We start from the raw sequence: 19,307 nt of genomic DNA on the forward strand, positions 1-19,307 counted from the left end.
CGAGTAATAAAATATTCTTATGAGAACAAGAAAACAATTTTTCATTTTATTTAGTATCGTTTTTATCATTTTTTGTTCTAGAGCACAAAATACTGATAGTAATAAAATGAACATTGTGTTTATTTTGGCTGATGACTTGGGTTGGGCAGATGTAACACTCTACGCAAAAACAACACTTTATGAAACGCCTAATCTAGAAAGGTTGGCAGCAAGAGGTATTACCTTTAACAGAGCCTATGCTGCAAGTCCACTATGTTCACCAACAAGGGCTAGTATTTTAACAGGACAAACTCCAGCAAGAACAGGAATTACCTCTCCTGCAGCACATCAACCGAAGGTAAGATTAAAAGCATCAGTGGCTCCGAAAGCAGCACCTGGTTTTAAATCGGTTGCTTGTAAACCGGTAACGAGGTTAGATACCATATTACCAACTCTAGGAAAACTTTTAAAAAGAGAAGGGTATCAAACAGCACATTTTGGAAAATGGCATTTGGGTAGAGAACCTTATACTCCAATTCAACATGGTTATGATGTAGATATACCACATTGGCCAGGACCAGGACCAGCAGGTAGTTTTGTAGCTCCGTGGAAATATCCAAAATTCAAAGCAAAATACAAGAACGAACATATTGAAGATCGAATGGCAGACGAAGCCATCAATTGGCTGCGTTCAGTAGATTTAGATAAGCCATTTTTTATGAATTATTGGCAATTTTCGGTTCACGCTCCTTTTGATGCCAAAGAAAGTTTGATAAAATATTACCAATCTAAAATTGATTTTACAGATTTACAGCATTCGCCAACTTATGCAGCTATGGTACATTCTTTAGATCAGGCAGTGGGTCGTTTATTAGATGAAATTGATAGATTAGGCATTAGCGACAATACAGCCATCGTTTTTTTTAGTGATAATGGAGGAAACATGTACAATGGAATTCGTGAAACCTCCAAATTAGGAGAAGAATTTATTACCGAACCTACAAGTAATCGTCCTTTACGTGGAGGAAAAGCAACCATTTATGAAGGAGGAACAAGAGTGCCTTGTGTAATTGTATGGCCTAAATTGACAAAGCCAGGATCAAGGTCAGATGTTATGATTCAATCCACCGATTTTTATCCAACCATATTAAACCAGTTGGAAATTAAATTACCTAAAAAACATAAAATTGATGGTGTAGATATTTCGAAAGCCTTAAAAGGCGAAAATCAAGACAGAGGGCCAATCATCACCTATTTTCCCCATAATCCAAAAATACCAAATTGGTTACCACCTTCCGTTTCGGTTCATGATGGAGACTGGAAACTAATACGTGTTTTTCATAATGGAAAAGATTTTAAGCATCAATATTTCTTATATAACTTAAAACAAGATATCGGAGAAGTACATAATCTAGCATCGAAGTATCCAGAAAAAGTAGAAAAACTAGATACTTTAATCGAAGAACATCTAAAGGATGCTAACGCTGTTCTTCCCATTATAAATCCTGCTTTTGATCCCCAAAAATACCATCCAGAAGAAATAGGAATTCAAAAAGGAGGACTGCGTGTTGCAAAAAGAATTGAACATAATAAAAAATAAAATGCGTTTACTGTTTTGTTTTGTATGGATTGTAGTTTTTGGGTTTGGTTTGTTAAAGTCTTATGCCCAATCTAGTCGTGATACGATTTATCCCATATTTCAATTTCCACAGAACAAAATGCCAAGAATAGATGGAGATTTTTCTGATTGGAATTTAGTCCCAAGCACCTATGCCATAGGTCTGGACCAAATGAAAGAATCTATCAATGGTATTGGGTTTAATCTTGATGCAAAAGATTTGGATATCACCGTTAAGGTGGGATGGGTAAAAGACTTGAATAGATTATATTTCTATCTTGAGGTATTTGATGATTTCTGGGAATTCGAGCAATTGGATATTAAGCAAGATATTTTTGAATTGGTGGTAGATGCCGATGTTTCTGGAGGTAATTTTATAAAAAAGTGGAACGCCAACAAAAGAAATATACCAATTGAAGAACTACATTTTAGAGGACATGGAGCACATGCGCAAAATTACCATGTTTTCATTCCCGCTGTAAATAAGGATTGGGCTATGGTCTGGGGAAATACGCCATGGATTAAAGACTTTCCTTATGCCAATGCAGCTTATAAGCACAATTTAGAGCAAGGTAAATCAGGTAAACTTCAACTGGAATTTTGGATAACGCCATTCGACTATGCCGCTATTGAAGGCATTAATCGTTCAGCAGTTTCTACCTTAAAAGAAAATGAAATTATTGCATTGTCTTGGAGCGTTCTTGATTATGATGATGACAATAAGGAAAGAAAGGATTTTATAAACCTAGCGCATAATATTAAAATGATTCATGATGGCGACTATATGAATGTATTCAGATTAATGCCATTAATAAAACCCTTGCAACCAAAATTACAAGCTAATTGGTCTTTTGTTGAGGTAGATAGAGACAGGCGTATTTTCGCATTTAAAGATGAATCGTTGGGTACCATTGAAAAATGGACATGGGATTTTGGAGACGGAACTACCTCTAAAGAACAGAATCCAGTTCATCAATACAAAACTTCCGACCATTGGACGGTTGTCCTCACTGTAGAAAATAAAGATAGAAAATCAATACATTCAAAAGTTTGGGATGTGGTTACTAAATAAGCTGAACTAATTTTTACTATGATCAAATTAAACGTATACATTATTCTACTGTTGATTTTGTCCCTTGCTGATCATTCATATGCACAAAAAGAATCTGCATCAGTCAATCCTACTATTCCAAACTTTATGGAGTTGAGCAATGACTCATTGCGCCTAAAATTAGATTTAACTCGAGGAGGAGCTATTGCGTATATCTCAAAATCTGATGTAGATAGAAATATTGTAAACGTTCATGATGAGGGCAGATATATTCAGCAATCATATTATGGTGGTAAAATTATTAATAGGCAAAATGAAGGGCAAAAAAAAGCATGGTCTCCTTGGTCTTGGAATCCCATTCAAGTCGGTGATTGTTATCAAAATCGTGCAGAAATTCTAGAATACAAACAAGAAGGAAATACACTTTATGTAAAATGTATTCCTATGTTGTGGGATATGAAAAATAAACCTGCAGAGGCTATCATGGAACAATGGACAACATTAAAAGGTAATGTTATTAAAGTTCGAAATAAATTAACATGCCATAGAACAGATACTATTTATGGTGAAGGAAAAGCTCACAATCAGGAACTCCCTGCTGTTTATCCAATATCTGCCCTAAATAATTTATACTCTTATTTTGGGGATAAACCGTTTACTGGCGCACCGTTAAATAAACCTAAAGTAATAAATCTACGCAGTGGTTTTTGGGGGAAGTATAAAAATAATATGGTTACCGAAAATTGGATGGCTTTTGTGAATGATGATTTATGGGGAATAGGGGTTTATGCACCTATATGCACAAACTTTTTAGCTGGAATGGCAAAAGATCCAGGTTATGAAGCACATGACAGCGCAACATCATACATGGCACCATTAAATAAAGCAACATTCAATAAAAACACAGTTTATGAATATGACTATTATTTAATTGTGGGTAATTTGAATACTATTAGAAAAAGCATTTATAGTTTAAATGAATCAATAAAAAGTAAATAATGATAGCTTTTATTGAAATTGAAGACGATGGTTTTTGTTTCAAAATAATGCTAAAGCATGAAAGTAAAGGCTTGGTATCAATAGTTATATAACACTAAAAATAATATAAATATGGAAAGTAAAGGTCTCATAAAATTTTTATTAATACTTATCAGCGTATGTTGTACTAAATCATTTTATGCTCAAAGTTTCGAAATACTTGCAGACAATTGGACAAAAAGAAGAGTAATTACAGATACCATAAAATCTGGTAATTTTATTTTAGGAGTAAATAGCAATGGCGGTGGTTATATTACCGAAGTTAGTATTCCAGGAATCGGAAACACCATGGGTGTTCAGGCACAAAAGTATGGTCGTGGTGGACAATCATCAATTCGAGATTTGGCTCGCGGGGGGCAATATAATCCAACCCAAGCAGGATTTAGTGATGAAGGTGGAACCGTATGTGAAGTGGTAAAAACTACTGAAGGTAAAATTGTTATCCCATCAAGAGGATGCGCTTTATATAATGGTGATGGGAAATTTGACTATACGCGATGGGAAAATATTGTTCCTGATCATCCACACATCATAGATAACAATAGTGATCAAGATAATATTGAGGAAGAAAATCTTTCTGTTGTAATTGATGGTAGAACTTTTACACATCAAGCTGCTGAAGTTCATAGTGATTTTGATTTTTATTGTGAATACGAAAATGTAAAAAACACAATAAATTTAGATATACCAGCCATAAGACATTATTTAGAATATCGTTTTGTTCGTTCTTCTACACTACCCAATTCAGCCATGAGACAATTTAACACATCCGCTTTGAGTGCTGTTGGCAAGTGGAGTCCTGAAAAGCTCCAAGATGATATATCTACTCAATTTCCAGTGGGCACTCACCCCGGAAGTACCACTAATTTAAATTATGTTAGCTATTCATGGAGTATAAGAACAGATGTAGCGATATGGAACCCGATTTACAGATATGCTCAAAAAAATGATGACTCTTGGGAAATAGTGGAACGTCAAGGGACTTTCAATGGCGATAACTCCAACTATAAACTAAGATTTATTGTAGCAGATTCCAATGATGAAAATAATGGTCATGCTTTAGGTTTTTACCTTCCAGATACCAATATAAACACTTTTGATGTTGTTGGTGTTAATGAATCGAATGGGTCGGAAGCATACAGGGACGACAGAACATTAGAAAATTTTTATTTAGATATTCCTTATAGAACACCCACAATGTCTTGGATAGGTTTTAGAAAAAGATTTAAAGGTCTTATAGACAGGTCTATATTATCCGCTACAAATCCAGGAGTTTATGAAAAATTTCGTCAAGAAAGTATTCTTTTATATGGAACTCCAGCAGAAATCAAGACTGCATTTACGCAGTTGGATACCTATTATCAAAACCAACTGTCCACCTCTGAATTTTCTCCAAACCATAGTTCGCAATTTGAAATATATCCTAACCCAGCAAATTCGGATATTCATATAACACTCACATCTAGCGAATCAAAAATAGAAGTATTTAACCTTTTAGGGGTTAAAATTTATGATACTGTAGTGTTTTCAAAACAAACCACAATCCCAATACATCAATTTAAGACTACAGGTATCTACATTGTTAGAGTTAATAATACCACAAAAAAAATAATAATTAATTAAATGTATTACAAATATATAAGGATGCATCTTTTGCTAAAAATACGATTAATAACGTTATCTCTTTTCACACTCTTTTTTGTGAGTTGTAATAACTCTCAAAGCTATAAAGAAATTCAATCTGGTTTCGTAAACCCAACAGAAGACAATAACCTCTGGTGTTATTGGTATTGGATTAACGATGACATCTCTAAAGATGGGATTACCAAAGATTTGGAAGCGATGAAAAAGGCAGGAATTGGAGGTGCTTTAATTGGAAATATCAATCCAGCACGTAAAGATGGAAAAGTACCAATGCTTAGTGAAGATTGGTGGTCTCACATGGTACATGCTGTTGTTGAAGGAAAACGAATTGGTGTAGACATAGGTATTTTTAACTGCCCAGGTTGGAGTCAGAGTGGAGGGCCTTGGGTTGATTCTAAAAAAGCAATGCGTTACTTAACCTTTAGTGAAACCAAAGTTGAAGGAGGGAAATTGGTGAATGTAGCATTAAAGCAACCTAAAAAAGAGTTTCAAGATACGCATACCTTAGCTTTTAAAACATCGGATGTTGAAAAAAACAGTACGCAGTTTGTACCTACAAAAATTAGTGCCAATTGGAGAGATGTTGACGTTTCTGTCTTAAATAATGGCAATAAAGAAGATGAAACCAGTTTTCAGCCTAAAAAAGGCGAAGCATTAGAAATCAATTTTCAACTTTCAGAACCCATTACAGCGCGTGCTATCACAATAATTCCAAGTAGTGCTTTTAAATGTAATATGATGTTGTTCGCTATTATTGATGGTCAGGAAAGGCTAATTAAGAAATTTCATTTTAATCGTTTTCGTATTACGCCAAATGTAGCATCTATTGAAACGGGAGATTTTGCTACTGTTTTACCTGATACAAAAGCACAGAGTTTTAAGCTGAAATGTACCAATTTTAGTTCTAGACAAAAAAAATATGGTTTTGCTGAAATTAATATATCTGAAGCGCCTGTATTAGATAAATATATAGAGAAACAGTTGGGGAAAATGCATTCGACACCAAAGCCTAATTGGGATACATATATTTTTGGAAAACAAGAAGATCTTAAGAATGAAGAGTTGTCTGTTAGTCCAGAAAGTGTCATTGATCTAAGTGATAAATTGGACGACAATGGAGTTTTAAATTGGGAAGCTCCTGCAGGAAACTGGACAATTATGAGAATGGGAATGACACCAACGGGTACAAAAAATGCACCAGCAGCTCCACAAGGTGTGGGATATGAAATCGATAAAATGAACAGCGATTTGGCACAATTCCATTTTGATAATTTTGTAGGTGAGTTTTTAAAACGAATTCCAGAAGTAAGCAAATCAGCTTTCAAATATGTAGTTGCTGATAGTTACGAACAAGGTTCACAAAACTGGACAGATGGTTATGAAGAAAAATTCAAAGAAAAATATAGATACGACCCTGTTCCTTTTTTACCAGTATTGTCTGGTAGAATTGTAGGGAGCGTAGAGGAATCAGAACGTTTTCTTTGGGACTTGCGTCGTGCTATTGCAGATGATGTAGCTTATGAATATGTAGGAGGACTGAAAAAAGCAAGTAATAAGCACAACCTGAAAACCTGGTTAGAGAATTATGGGCACTGGGGATTTCCTAGTGAATTTATGATGTATGGTGGGCAATCAGATTTAATTGCTGGAGAATTCTGGAACGAAGGAACATTGGGTAATATTGAATGTAAAGCATCTTCTTCAACAGCTCATACCTATGGAAAACCAATCACTTCTGCAGAAGCATTTACTTCTTCTAGAAGAGCCTATTTAAGACATCCAGCAATGCTGAAAAAACGAGGAGATTGGGCATTGACAGAGGGTATCAACCACTTTGTATTGCACTTGTACATTCAACAACCCGATGATAATAGAAAACCAGGTATGAATGCTTGGTTTGGTACAGAGTTTAACCGCCATAATACCTGGTTTAGTCAGGCAGACAGTTATTTCGATTACCTACGTCGTTGTCAACATTTATTACAACAAGGAAAATACGTTGCCGATGTTTGCTATTTTATTGGAGAGGATGCTCCAATAATGACAGGAGGACGTGTGCCTGAAATTCCAGAAGGTTATTCTTATGATTATATAAACGCTGAGGTAATTCTAAACAGATTGTCTGTAAAAGATGGTCGATTTGTGTTGCCAGATGGTATGTCATACAAGGTGATGGTATTGCCTCCATTTAAAACCATGCGCCCAGAATTATTACAAAAGATAGAAAGTTTGGTGCGACAAGGAGGAACAATATTAGGACAAAAGCCTGAAAATTCACCAAGTTTAGAGAATTTCCCAATAGCAGATACTCAAGTAAAAGAGTTGGCTAATAAAATGTGGAATGGAACTTATCAAGACGGTAAATTGAAAGTAGCTTATGGAGAAGGAAATATCTGGGATGGTTACGAACTATCAGAGGTGTTTGCAGATTTAAAGTTAGCGAAAGATGTTGATGTTCCTAAAGAAACACCTGTATTATGGACACATCGTTCATCAGCAGACATGGATATATATTTTGTTTCGAATCAAAGTAATAAGCATCTAAAAATAAGTCCAGTTTTTAGAGTAGATAAAAATTTAAAACCGCAATTGTGGAATGCCGTTACAGGAGAAATAAGAAATTTACCAGAGTATGAAATTACCGATACAGGAGTTAAAATACCTTTGGAATTAGAAGCGTTGCAAAGTTGGTTTGTTGTATTTGATAAAAATATAGAAGCTAATAAAGCAACTGTTGAAAAGACTAATTTTCCAGAAATGAAAACACTTGTGAAATTAGATAAAGATTTTAATGTTGATTTTAAAAATAAAGAGATTGGACCTAAACAACCTGTTGCTTTTACTGAATTGATAGATTGGTCAACTTCTGAAAATGAACAAATAAAATACTATTCAGGAACTGCAGTATATACCAAAACATTTGCAGTTGGCGAACTTCCAAAAGATGAAGATATTTATATTGATTTAGGAAAGCTATCTGTAATGGCTAAAGTAAAATTAAACGGAAAAGATATTGGTGGTGTTTGGATGGCACCTTACCGATTGAATATTTCAGAAGCTATTAAAAAAGGCGAAAATTCGTTAGAAATTGAAGTGGTAAATCTGTGGAGAAATCAATTGATTAGAGATAAATCGCGTAAAGAAGACGAAAAGTATACATGGATTGTTATTGATAAAATTACGCCTAAGTCTCCATTGCAAACTTCTGGTTTATTAGGGCCGGTTGTCATCGAATCTATAAAACACTAGTAATCATAACTTTACATTAATAATGAATAAGTTTAGTCAATACATAACAAAGATGATATCTAAAAACCTGATAGTTTTTGGATTAATTTTATGTAGTATATATTCGTGTAAAAGCCAGAAAAAACAGGGTAAAGAAATAGAAAAAACGAAGCCCAATTTACTATTCATTTTTGCAGACCAATATCGACAAGCTTCCTTAGGTTTTTTAAAGGAAGATCCTGTACATACACCTAATTTAGATCAATTAGCAAAAGAAGGCGTGTTTTTTAGTGAAGCTGTAGCAAACAATCCTTTGTGTAGCCCATACAGAGCAATGTTGATGACAGGGCGCTACTCATTATCAACAGGAGTTGTAGAAAATTGCAATTCGCAAAGAACAGCGTTAGGAAACTATTTAAAGAAAGATGAAATCTGTTTTTCTGATGTTTTAGTAGAAAATGGATATAGTGCAGGATACGTCGGAAAATGGCATTTAGATGGTCCGGAACCCACACCACCAAATGTAAAAAGAGTTTGGGATACTTGGTGTCCACCAGAAAGAAGACATGGTTTTTCATTTTGGTATGCTTACGGAACACACAACAGGCATAATGCACCTTATTATTGGACAACTAATGCGAAAGAAGATGAAAAAACATACATCAAAAAATGGTCGGCAGAACATGAAGCTGACGTTGTTATTGATTATTTAGATAATTCTAAAAACCAAAGAAAATCAGACGAACCTTTTGCGCTGTTTTGGTCTATAAATCCACCGCATACACCATTTAAGCAAGTGCCAGAACGTTATCAAAAACGTTACGAAGGCATGAGCCATAAGGATGTTTTAAATCGACCAAATGTTCAGTTTAATGACAATTATGAACTAAAAAGAGGAGATCACGGTGTAGAAAAAAGACTAGATCAAGCAACTGATTATTTTGCTTCTGTAAATGGTGTTGACGACCAAATAGGGAGAGTGATTGCAAAATTAAAAGAAACCGGATTGTATGAAAATACCATTATTGTGTTTTCTGCAGACCATGGAGAAATGTTAGGAAGCCAAGGTTTAATGCATAAAAATATTTGGTTTAAGGAAGCTTATCAAATTCCGTTAATTGTACATTATCCAAAAGCGGTAAAACCAAAAACCGATGATATTCTATTAAGTGTGCCAGATTACATGCCAACACTTCTAGGGTTGATGAACTTAAAAGATAAAATCCCAGACGTTGTTGAAGGTATAGATTATTCTAATCTGTTTTTTGATAAAGAAATAATTCGCCCAGAAAAGCAATTGTATTTTGGAGGAAAAAGCTTTGCCTCTAAAGGAGATGCTCGTGGTTTTAGAACAAAAGAGTACACGTATGCTGTTGTAAAACATGAAAGTGGAGAGAAGTTTTATTATCTCTATAATGATGCTGAAGACCCTTATCAAATGAAAAACATTTGGGGAGATGATCCAGTTTTAGATACTAAAATGGAAAACGAATTGACTGATTTGCTAACCTCTTTGAACGATCCTTGGTAAAAATACAATTATGAAAAAAAATAGACGTGATTTTATAAAAAGTATGTCGGCACTTGGTATTGCAGGGGCTACATATCCTTTGTTTACTAGTTGCTTAGGAAGAACTGGAACAGAATATTTAAAAGAGAAGATTACAAAAATCGAAATCTTTCGGTATGATATAAACATACCTCGTTATTTCTCTTGGGGTACTTGGCATAACCGTCAGCATTTGTTTATCAAAATTTCAGCAGGTGATTTTTATGGATGGACGGAAACCCCAGCCTCTAAAAATAACCCGAATTTTAAGCCTACTGCTTGGGTTGAATATTTAAAACAATTTAAGGGATTAACCATAGGTGAAGCTCAGAAATTATTAGCATCTGAACAAATATTAGGTTCTAAGCGATCTCTAAAAATGTTGGAGTCCATGGATATGGCGCTTTTAGACCTTTCAGGAAGATTGCAAAATAAACCTGCAATAGATTTACTAGGTTTAAATGGCCTTAGTGCTGTTCCTGGCTTGTATTGTATTTTAGATAAAGACGAGAAAAAAGTACGCGAAGAGGCAGAAAAAAGCATCGAGCAGAACTTAGGTCATCATATGAAGTTTAAAATGTATGGTGACGAAAAAGTAGATATGAAGTTGTTAAAGACCATCAGAGGTGTTTTAGGCGATGAAGCTGTGGTAATTTCAGATGTTAATAAAGGCTATAAAAAATGGAAATCACTGGAAGAATTGCAATCCATCTTAAATCGTTTTAAAGAAAACGGATTAGGTGCTATTGAAGATCCAGCACATTTAAGGACCAATCAATGGATTCAACTTCAAGAAATGGTGGGTGATTTGACTTTAATTCCAGATGCACCATTGCGACCAGCATGGAAAGGTCTAAAATCCATTCATCCAGGTATGGGTAGAATTTTTAATTTACATCCTTCCACTATGGGAAGTTTTAAGGATACTGTTGATTTGGCTAATAAAGTCAAGGAAATGAATGCCAAAGTTATGATAGGAGATGACAGTTTAGTTGGACCAGCTTGTTCTGCATGGCAACAAATTGCGATTGGGGCAGGAGCTACTTGGGTTGAGGCTATTGAGAAAAATGAAGAATCTCAATTGTATTTGGAATGTTTGAAAAGTAAACCAACTAAAAAAGAAGCTAATGGATATTATTCAATGAAACCAATTGCTGGTTTTGGAGTGGAGTTAGATACAGATCGTTTGGAGAAAGTGAGCGAATTATATACTGAAGTTTAGAAAAAAATAGATTAAAATGATAAAAGTAGGATTATTTGGTATCGGATTAGATACCTACTGGCCACAATTTGATGGTTTATTAGAACGTTTAGAAGGATATCAAAAACAAATAGCAACCAAAATGGAAGGCTTTGGTGCAGAAGTTGTTAATGTTGGCTTAGTAGATTCTCCAGTAGTTGCAAGAGAAAAAGCACAAGTTTTAAAAACTGAAGATGTAGATATTTTATTTCTATACGTGTCTACATATGCCTTATCTTCAACTATTTTGCCCGTAGTACAAAAAGTAAAATGTCCTGTGATTATTTTAAACATACAACCCGTAGCCGCTATAGATTACGAAAGTTTTAATAAACTGGGCGATCGTGGTAAGATGACGGGCGAATGGCTAGCACATTGTCAAGCCTGTTCTGTACCAGAATTTGCAAACGTATTTAATCGTGCAGGTATCGATTACGAATTTGTAACAGGGTATTTGGACGAGCAAGCCGTTTGGGATGACATTCAAGATTGGATTGATGCCGCGAATGTAGCTGCCGTAATGCGTAATAACAGACTTGGCGTTTTAGGACATTATTACTGCGGTATGCTAGATGTATATTCCGATTTAACCAAACAAGCCTCGGCATTTGGCACACACATCGAAATTGTAGAAATGTGCGAAGTAAAGAAATACAGAGACGCGGTAACATCAACAGAAATAGAAAACAAAATTGAAGAGTTTAAAACTACTTTTGAAGTTATTGACGCTTGTGAACAAGAGGAATTGGTACGTGCTGCAAAAACCTCAATCGCTTTAGATAATTTGGTAGAGAACCATAATTTAGGATCTATGGCGTATTATTATGAAGGAGAAACAGCTAACGACTACGAAAATATTGTGACTTCTGTTATTGCAGGAAATACCTTGTTGACTGGTAAAAATGTACCTGTAGCTGGTGAGTATGAAGTCAAGAACGCTCAAGCCATGAAAATTATGGATGCTTTTGGTGTAGGCGGTTCGTTTTCAGAATTCTATGCCATGGATTTTAACGACGATATCGTTATGCTTGGTCATGACGGACCAGCACATTTTGCCATTGCAGAAGGCAACGTACAATTGGTGCCTTTACCTGTATATCATGGAAAACCCGGGAAAGGCTTGTCCATTCAAATGACCGTAAAACATGGGCCTGTAACCTTATTATCTGTAGTAGAAGGCAAAGACGATGTATTTTTACTCGTCGCAGAAGGCGAATCTGTAGATGGGCCTGTACTACATATTGGTAATACCAATAGCCGTTACCGTTTTTCAATAGGAGCTAGAGCGTTTATGAACGAATGGTCAAAACAAGGGCCGTCGCACCATTGTGCTATCGGGGTAGGCCATATTGCGAATAAAATTGAAAAACTTGGTACTATTTTGAATTTGCGAGTAGTTCGTATTTGTTAAATAGTAAAGTACAGGGTTATACAGGATAAAATCAAAAGAAAAGAAAATTAAATTTGAATTTTATTATGAAGGTTTTATCAATTAAAAGAAAAATAAATTTTTCTAAAGAATTATTATATATGCGATTACTATTCACTATTTTCTTAGTATTACTAAGTTCATGTAGCCATCAATCTAAACAAAAGAAAAATTCTAGACCTAATATCATCATTATAAATGTTGATGATATGGGGTGGAAAGATGTTGGTTTTATGGGGAGTGAATACTATGAAACACCAAATATAGATCATTTGTCTAGTTTGGGTATGGTATTTACTAATGGTTATGCATCTGCTTCCAATTGTGCTCCTAGTAGAGCATGCCTTATGACAGGGCAGTGGACAACGCGTCATGGTATCTATACCGTTAGTCCTTCCACAAGAGGAAAATCGGAAGACCGAAAATTAATTCCAACAAAAAATACACATACACTATCAAATAACCATACTATTTTGCCAGAGGTACTTCGTGATAATGGATACGTGACTTGTCAGGCAGGAAAGTGGCATTTAAGCGATAATCCTTTAGAATATGGATTTGATGTAAATATTGGAGGGGGGCACAATGGGTTGCCAAAAAGTTATTACCCACCTTATAAAAATGTAACAATTGAAGGCGGTTCTGATAAATATTTAACGGATGCTATAATGGAAAAAGCTATACAATTTATAGATACTGTACAAAAACCATTCTACCTTAATTATTCGCCTTATGCTGTTCATGTGCCGATAATGCCAGTAGATAGTATTGTACCTAAATATGAAAAAAAGGCACCATGGAATGGTCAGGGAAATCCAGAATATGCTTCTATGGTTGATAACTTAGATAGAAACATTGGACTACTTATCCATAAACTAAAAGAGAGGCATCTTTTTGATAATACCTTAATTGTTTTTACTTCAGATAATGGTGGTTTATATGGTATAACCAAACAAAAACCATTACGAGCGGGAAAAGGAAGTTATTATGAAGGTGGAATCAGGGAACCTTTTTTCTTTGTTTTAAATAATAAAATAAAACCAAATACTAAGAGCGATGTACCCATAACTAACCTAGATGTGTTTCCAACGATTATAGAATATGCAGGTATCGGAAATTCTCAGTTAGCGCTTGATGGCAATAATCTATCTTCAATTTTAGAGGGGAAAACAGAGACATTGGAGCGCTCTCTTTTTTGGCACTTTCCCATTTATTTACAAGCTTATAATGTAAAAGATAACGAAAACAGAGATCCTTTGTTTCGCACAAGACCTGGCTCTGTAATCAGAAAAGGGAATTGGAAATTACATTATTATTTTGAAGATGAGGGTATAGAATTATACAACTTATCCGAAGATATAGGGGAGCGTAACAACTTGGCAACAGCTAACCCTGAAAAGACAGAAGAACTTTTAAAGGATTTACAGAATTGGTGGCAGGATACAAAAGCTCCAATACCTACCATTTTAAATCCAGAATATAAAGATAAAATTTAGTGCCAATAAATTTCAGTTTAAAATTATGCAAGCAATATTAGGAGTTATATTTCACTCTTTAGGAGGCGTAGCGGCAGGTAGTTTTTACATGCCCTATAATAAAGTAAAAGGGTGGTCATGGGAAAGTTACTGGATGGTAGGCGGCGTCATGTCATGGTTAATTGTGCCCCCAATTGCGGCGTGGTTAACCGTTCCTGGATTTGCTGAAATTATTGCATCAAGTTCAAACACCATTTTAAGTATTACCTTTTTAATGGGCTTGCTGTGGGGCGTTGGTGGCTTATCTTACGGACTGGGCGTGCGCTATTTAGGGATGTCTTTGGGGAACTCCGTAGTGCTTGGGTTTTGTGCGGCCTTTGGTGCAATTGTGCCGTCTATATATTATAATTTCAATCCTGAGGAAGGCAAAGTTTCTTTTACTGAAATGCTTGGTTCTTCTGGAGGAAAAATCGTTTTATTGGGTGTTTTAGTGTGTTTATTGGGCATTGCTGTTTGCGGAAGAGCAGGTATGCTAAAGGAAAAAGAACTATCCGATGAAGAAAAGAAGAAAAGTATTTCGGAATTTAATTTGGTAAAAGGGTTAATAGTAGCCATTCTCTCGGGTATTCTAAGTTCCTTTTTTAGTTTTGGGATTGAAGCCGGCAAACCATTGGCGGATGCAGCAGTGGATTCTGGTTATGATCATCTTTATGCCAATAATGTCACTTTTGTGGTGATTCTATGGGGTGGTTTGGTGACTAATTTAGTTTGGACTACCTATTTGAGTTTGAAAAATAAGGCTTACAAAGACTTTACCAACAAGGAAACACCAATTTCTAAGAATTTAATGTTTTCAGCAATGGCAGGAACCATCTGGTTTTTGCAATTCTTCTTTTATGGTATGGGCGAAAGTAAATTGGGCAATGGCGCAAGTTCATGGATTTTGCACATGTCCACCATTATTTTAACGGCAAATCTTTGGGGGATTTATAGAAAGGAATGGAAGGGTGTCGCACCAAAAACAAAATGGACGATTACTACAGGTATTGTTGTCATAATACTTTCTGTAGTTTTGGTTGGAATTGGTAATTCCATTTAATTGAGCGTTTTCTATCAGGGTAGTTCCCTGCATAAACTAATCTCTTTAAACTCAATATGCGCTGTAACATCGCCTGAATCGCTAGTGCCATAAGCACCATATCTAGAATAAACACGTTCTGTAGTATGATTATGTTCTATGAGTTTTTCGGTATCTCCAATTTTAATTTTTGAAAAGGCTGTACCAGAAGCATCATAACCAGTTTCGTACACAAAAGTATATTCTTGATTGTAATTAAGGGTTTTAAAATCTTTAACGTCTCTTCCTCCTCCTGTGTCAGTAGTGTATGGATTTATCGTGACATGTGTTTCTAACTTTATTTTATTACCTGAAGTTTTCATAGCATAAACTAAAAACTGTGCACTTTTGTTAGTGCTACCGGCTTCTTCTCCACTTAGAATATCACCTCCAGCATGAGACTGAATAATGCAGGTATTTCCATCGCTTAAATCTATAATCTTAAGTATGCCAGAAAGAATGGTTTTTTTACTAGTTCCATGAGAAAGTGTTTTAAAAAATCGTTCTACTCTGGTTTTTGTACCATCATAACGTATTGCACCACCAGTAATTTTATAGCTTCCCCAGCCAGCAGATATATTTTCATAACCTCCAACAGTACTATCGGTTCTACAATCTAATGTACCTTTATTATTAGGGATTGAAACATCATCGCAAGATTGTGATTGGGAAGCGCTAGGTCCCAGATTTGGAAAATCAGAAGTGTCATCACAGTTTTGCGCATTGCTTGGGTTTTCAGGAGTATCGGGCTTATCGTCATTTGGTTCTTCAGTCATTGGTTCATTTACATCTGATGTACTAGAACATGAGACTATAATGGTGAATAATGAAACTAAACTCATAATAAATAGGATACGAAACCTCATGGTCAATATTTAAACGCGGATCTTAGAATCAGCAAGGTACACCTGTAAATTTATTTTCTTATCCTGTGCTGTCTTGATTCGGTTGATTATTCCATGGAGGTACAGGATGCTATTCTTTGTGAATGACTTTATTTTCAAACTATTTAGATAATAGTACTTAAATAGCTTATTATGATTAGAAACTACAAACTGTTTTCAATATTAATTCTGGTTCTTTTTGTATCCTGTAATAAAGAAGTAAGTCAAGGTATAGATGAAGATTTGTTTAGCAAATTCCAAAACCCATCCCCTGAAGCTAGACCATTTGTACGCTGGTGGTGGAATGGCAATAAAATAAAGCCAAAGGAACTTGATAGACAATTAGAATCACTTAAAAATGCTGGTTTTGGTGGTGTAGAAATAAACCCAATTGCTATGCCTGCTGCATTTAATAAAAACCAAAAGTCTTTGGTTTGGATGAGTGATGAATGGATTGATATGGTTGTGCATGCAGCAAAAAAAGCCAAGGATTTGGGTATGGTTACCGATATCATTGCAGGAACAGGTTGGCCTTTTGGAGGAGAGTTTTTAAAAGATGAAGAAACTTGCCAGCGAATAGTTACAAATAAAATAGCTTTTAAAAGTGGAGAAACTATTTTGGTGGATGAAGCTTCACTTATAAAGCATTTTTTATCAACATCTAAAAAAACAAGATCACAAAGGCATTTAAGTAAACGAACAAAGTATAAATTAATAAGCCTGTTTTTGGTACCAGAGGATTGTTCTGGTACGAACGATATTATTGATTTAAAAGAACATCTTGATGCCTACGGAAAACTTAATTACACCATAAATCAGGAAGGTAGTTTCTATTTAAGTTACGAGCTCCGGCAACAAAACTTCAGGGACGTTACCTTAGGGGCACCAGGGGGTGCTGGTCCTGTGATGGACCACTACAAAAAGGAAATAACACTGGCTTATTTATCGCGTTTAAAGAAAATTTCAGAACGCTCGGGTATTCCTTTGAATCAATTGATAAGAGCCATTTTTTGTGATAGCATAGAAGTGTCTGGAGCCAATTGGACAGATAATTTTGAAACCGTTTTTTTCGACACTTATGGGTATAAATTAGATAAGTGGATGCCTTTTGTTTTTTATTCAGCAAAGGGTAATTATGCAAATGACTCGTATTCAGAAGGTTTTTCAGAAGCATTTAAAGACGAGTTAAAACGCGTTCGCTATGATTACAATACATTATTGGTTGAAGTATTTTTGAAAAACTTCACTCAAACCTACAAAGATTTTTGTGAAGAAAACGGCGTATTATGCAGATATCAAGCTTACGGAACGCCTTTTTTAATGGGAATGTTAGATGGGTATATGATACCAGATATCCCTGAAAGTAACAACTGGATTTATTCCGCAGAAATGAAAGATTCTATTTGGCAATGGAATCAGAACCATGGTTACATGACTTGGAATATGTATGCTTCTGCTGGTACACACTTAACAGGAAAAAAAATCACAAGTTGCGAAACCATGACGAATACTAGAGGCGTATTTAAAACCACTTTAGAAGAAATAAAGCAACATGATGATATGAACTTTATTACAGGTATCAATCATTCCATATTGCATGGCTATAATTATTCGCCAGCATCAGAACCGTTTCCTGGTTGGATTCGTTATGGCGCTTATTTTAGCGAACAGAATACTTGGTGGAAACACTTGAATCTTTGGGTGGATTATAATGCGAGATTATCGTCTGTATTTCAAAATTCTCAAGCAGATAAGTCTATCGCCATCATTGGACCTACATCTGATATTTGGGGAGATAAAGGTTTAGCTAGGGAGCCATTTCATTCAGAACCGCGGTATTTGTATAAGCTTTGGGAACCCATTAGCCAATTAGGGTATTCTTGCGAATATATTAATCAAAATGTCCTGGAAGGTGCTAAAATAAAAGACGGGGTTATTTCCTATGGCAATATGAACTACAAACTATTGGTGTTGGCCAGTTTAACATCCATTAGTCCAGAATCGGCTTCAAAAATTAAAGCTTTTGTAGCATCTGGGGGAAAAGTGGTAGCGGTTGATAAATTGCCCACAAAATCATTACATTATTCTAATTATCAGGAACATGATATTTTGGTAAAAAAAGTTATGGAAGATTTAATCACTAATTATCCTGAAGCCATAATTGAAATTGATAAACCAGAATCTTTAAAAGCATTATTCTCATGGACACAAAACATGCTAAATAAAACTGGCATCAAACCAGATGTTTCAATTAGTAATCCTACAAAAAATGTGTATCAAATCCATCAATACACAGCAACTAAAGATCTTTATTTTTTCACCAATGTACATAGGTTTGAAACCTCAAATTTTGAGGCAAAATTTCCGGTAAAAGGGAAGTATCCTTATGTGTGGAACCCAGAAACAGGGGAGCGAACAGCATATCATTATAATTCAAATTCAAATGAATTGAATATTTCGTTAAATCCATTGGAATCCATATTGATAGTTTTTGAAAACGAAAAACACACAGAAGTATCAAAAGAAAGACCGAATACCATAACGAATTCTAAAGTAATTGACGCCAATTGGGAAGTGATTGGAAACAGAATTGACGATAAAACATTCACATGGAATATGACAGAGCTTGTTGATTTTAGTCAATCATCAGACACCACTCAAACGTCTTTTGGAGGAGAACTTATCTATAAAACAAGTGTTCAGAATAATGGGCAATATACCCATATTGATTTAGGTGAAGTGAATGGTGGCGTTGCTACGGTTTATGTAAACGGTGAAAAAGTAGGAACACATTGGTACGGTAAAGCTATATATCCAGTCGCTGACTATTTAAATGAAGGCGATAATACCTTAGAAATTCATTACACAACCGTGTTAGCAAATTATTGTAAATCTATAGACAATCCTTTAACCGATGTGTGGACGAGACGCTATAAGAATCTGGTTTCAATTGGGTTGGAAGGACCAATACAATTATTGAAGTATTAATGTGTCAATTGCATGATGGTACAGGATAATAATCTTATACATATCTAGTACTTTCAACAATTATATT

General features: G+C 35.2%; 12 protein-coding genes. 11 read left to right on the forward strand and 1 reads right to left on the reverse strand.

All coding sequences use genetic code 11. The annotated features are described in order from the left end of the window. Positions 1-19: 19 nt before the first annotated feature. The 10 genes from EYD45_RS10225 to rhaT all read left to right on the forward strand — a co-directional run bounded on the left by EYD45_RS10225 (position 20) and on the right by rhaT (position 15,350). Positions 20-1,579 (forward strand): sulfatase, encoded by a 1,560-nt coding sequence (locus EYD45_RS10225; protein WP_130964453.1) that lies wholly within the window; start codon positions 20-22, stop codon positions 1,577-1,579. A gap of 1 nt (position 1,580) precedes the next feature. Then, a complete protein-coding gene (locus EYD45_RS10230; protein WP_130964454.1) occupies positions 1,581-2,669 on the forward strand; it encodes a PKD domain-containing protein in 1,089 nt (362 codons plus the stop codon). Positions 2,670-2,687: 18 nt separating this feature from the next. Further along, entirely contained in the window at positions 2,688-3,647 is a 960-nt protein-coding gene (locus tag EYD45_RS10235; RefSeq protein WP_130964455.1) for a hypothetical protein, read from the forward strand. Positions 3,648-3,758: 111 nt separating this feature from the next. Then, positions 3,759-5,309 (forward strand): T9SS type A sorting domain-containing protein, encoded by a 1,551-nt coding sequence (locus EYD45_RS10240; protein WP_130964456.1) that lies wholly within the window; start codon positions 3,759-3,761, stop codon positions 5,307-5,309. A 78-nt stretch (positions 5,310-5,387) separates the two neighbouring features. Beyond that, on the forward strand, positions 5,388-8,579 hold the full coding sequence (locus EYD45_RS10245) for a glycosyl hydrolase (RefSeq protein ID WP_233702614.1): 3,192 nt from the start codon (positions 5,388-5,390) through the stop codon (positions 8,577-8,579). A gap of 52 nt (positions 8,580-8,631) precedes the next feature. Then, on the forward strand, positions 8,632-10,089 hold the full coding sequence (locus EYD45_RS10250) for a sulfatase family protein (RefSeq protein WP_165453922.1): 1,458 nt from the start codon (positions 8,632-8,634) through the stop codon (positions 10,087-10,089). A gap of 10 nt (positions 10,090-10,099) precedes the next feature. Beyond that, positions 10,100-11,329: a mandelate racemase/muconate lactonizing enzyme family protein gene (locus EYD45_RS10255; protein ID WP_130964459.1), complete on the forward strand. Its 1,230-nt coding sequence runs from the start codon at positions 10,100-10,102 to the stop codon at positions 11,327-11,329. A gap of 16 nt (positions 11,330-11,345) precedes the next feature. Then, positions 11,346-12,758 (forward strand): L-fucose/L-arabinose isomerase family protein, encoded by a 1,413-nt coding sequence (locus tag EYD45_RS10260; RefSeq protein WP_130964460.1) that lies wholly within the window; start codon positions 11,346-11,348, stop codon positions 12,756-12,758. A gap of 65 nt (positions 12,759-12,823) precedes the next feature. Then, entirely contained in the window at positions 12,824-14,272 is a 1,449-nt protein-coding gene (locus EYD45_RS10265) for a sulfatase (protein WP_207303309.1), read from the forward strand. 25 nt (positions 14,273-14,297) lie between these two features. After that, entirely contained in the window at positions 14,298-15,350 is a 1,053-nt protein-coding gene (gene rhaT / locus EYD45_RS10270) for an L-rhamnose/proton symporter RhaT (RefSeq protein ID WP_130964462.1), read from the forward strand. Positions 15,351-15,364: 14 nt separating this feature from the next. On the opposite strand, the gene EYD45_RS10275 is transcribed toward rhaT, so the two are convergent. Continuing rightward, a complete protein-coding gene (locus EYD45_RS10275; protein WP_130964463.1) occupies positions 15,365-16,210 on the reverse strand; it encodes a hypothetical protein in 846 nt (281 codons plus the stop codon). 195 nt (positions 16,211-16,405) lie between these two features. On the opposite strand from EYD45_RS10275, the gene EYD45_RS10280 reads away from it, so the two are divergent. Beyond that, positions 16,406-19,240, forward strand: a complete 2,835-nt coding sequence (locus tag EYD45_RS10280; RefSeq protein WP_130964464.1) for a glycosyl hydrolase — start codon at positions 16,406-16,408, stop codon at positions 19,238-19,240. Positions 19,241-19,307 lie beyond the last annotated feature (67 nt).

The organism is Hyunsoonleella flava (assembly GCF_004310325.1).
Taxonomy (GTDB): domain Bacteria; phylum Bacteroidota; class Bacteroidia; order Flavobacteriales; family Flavobacteriaceae; genus Jejuia; species Jejuia flava.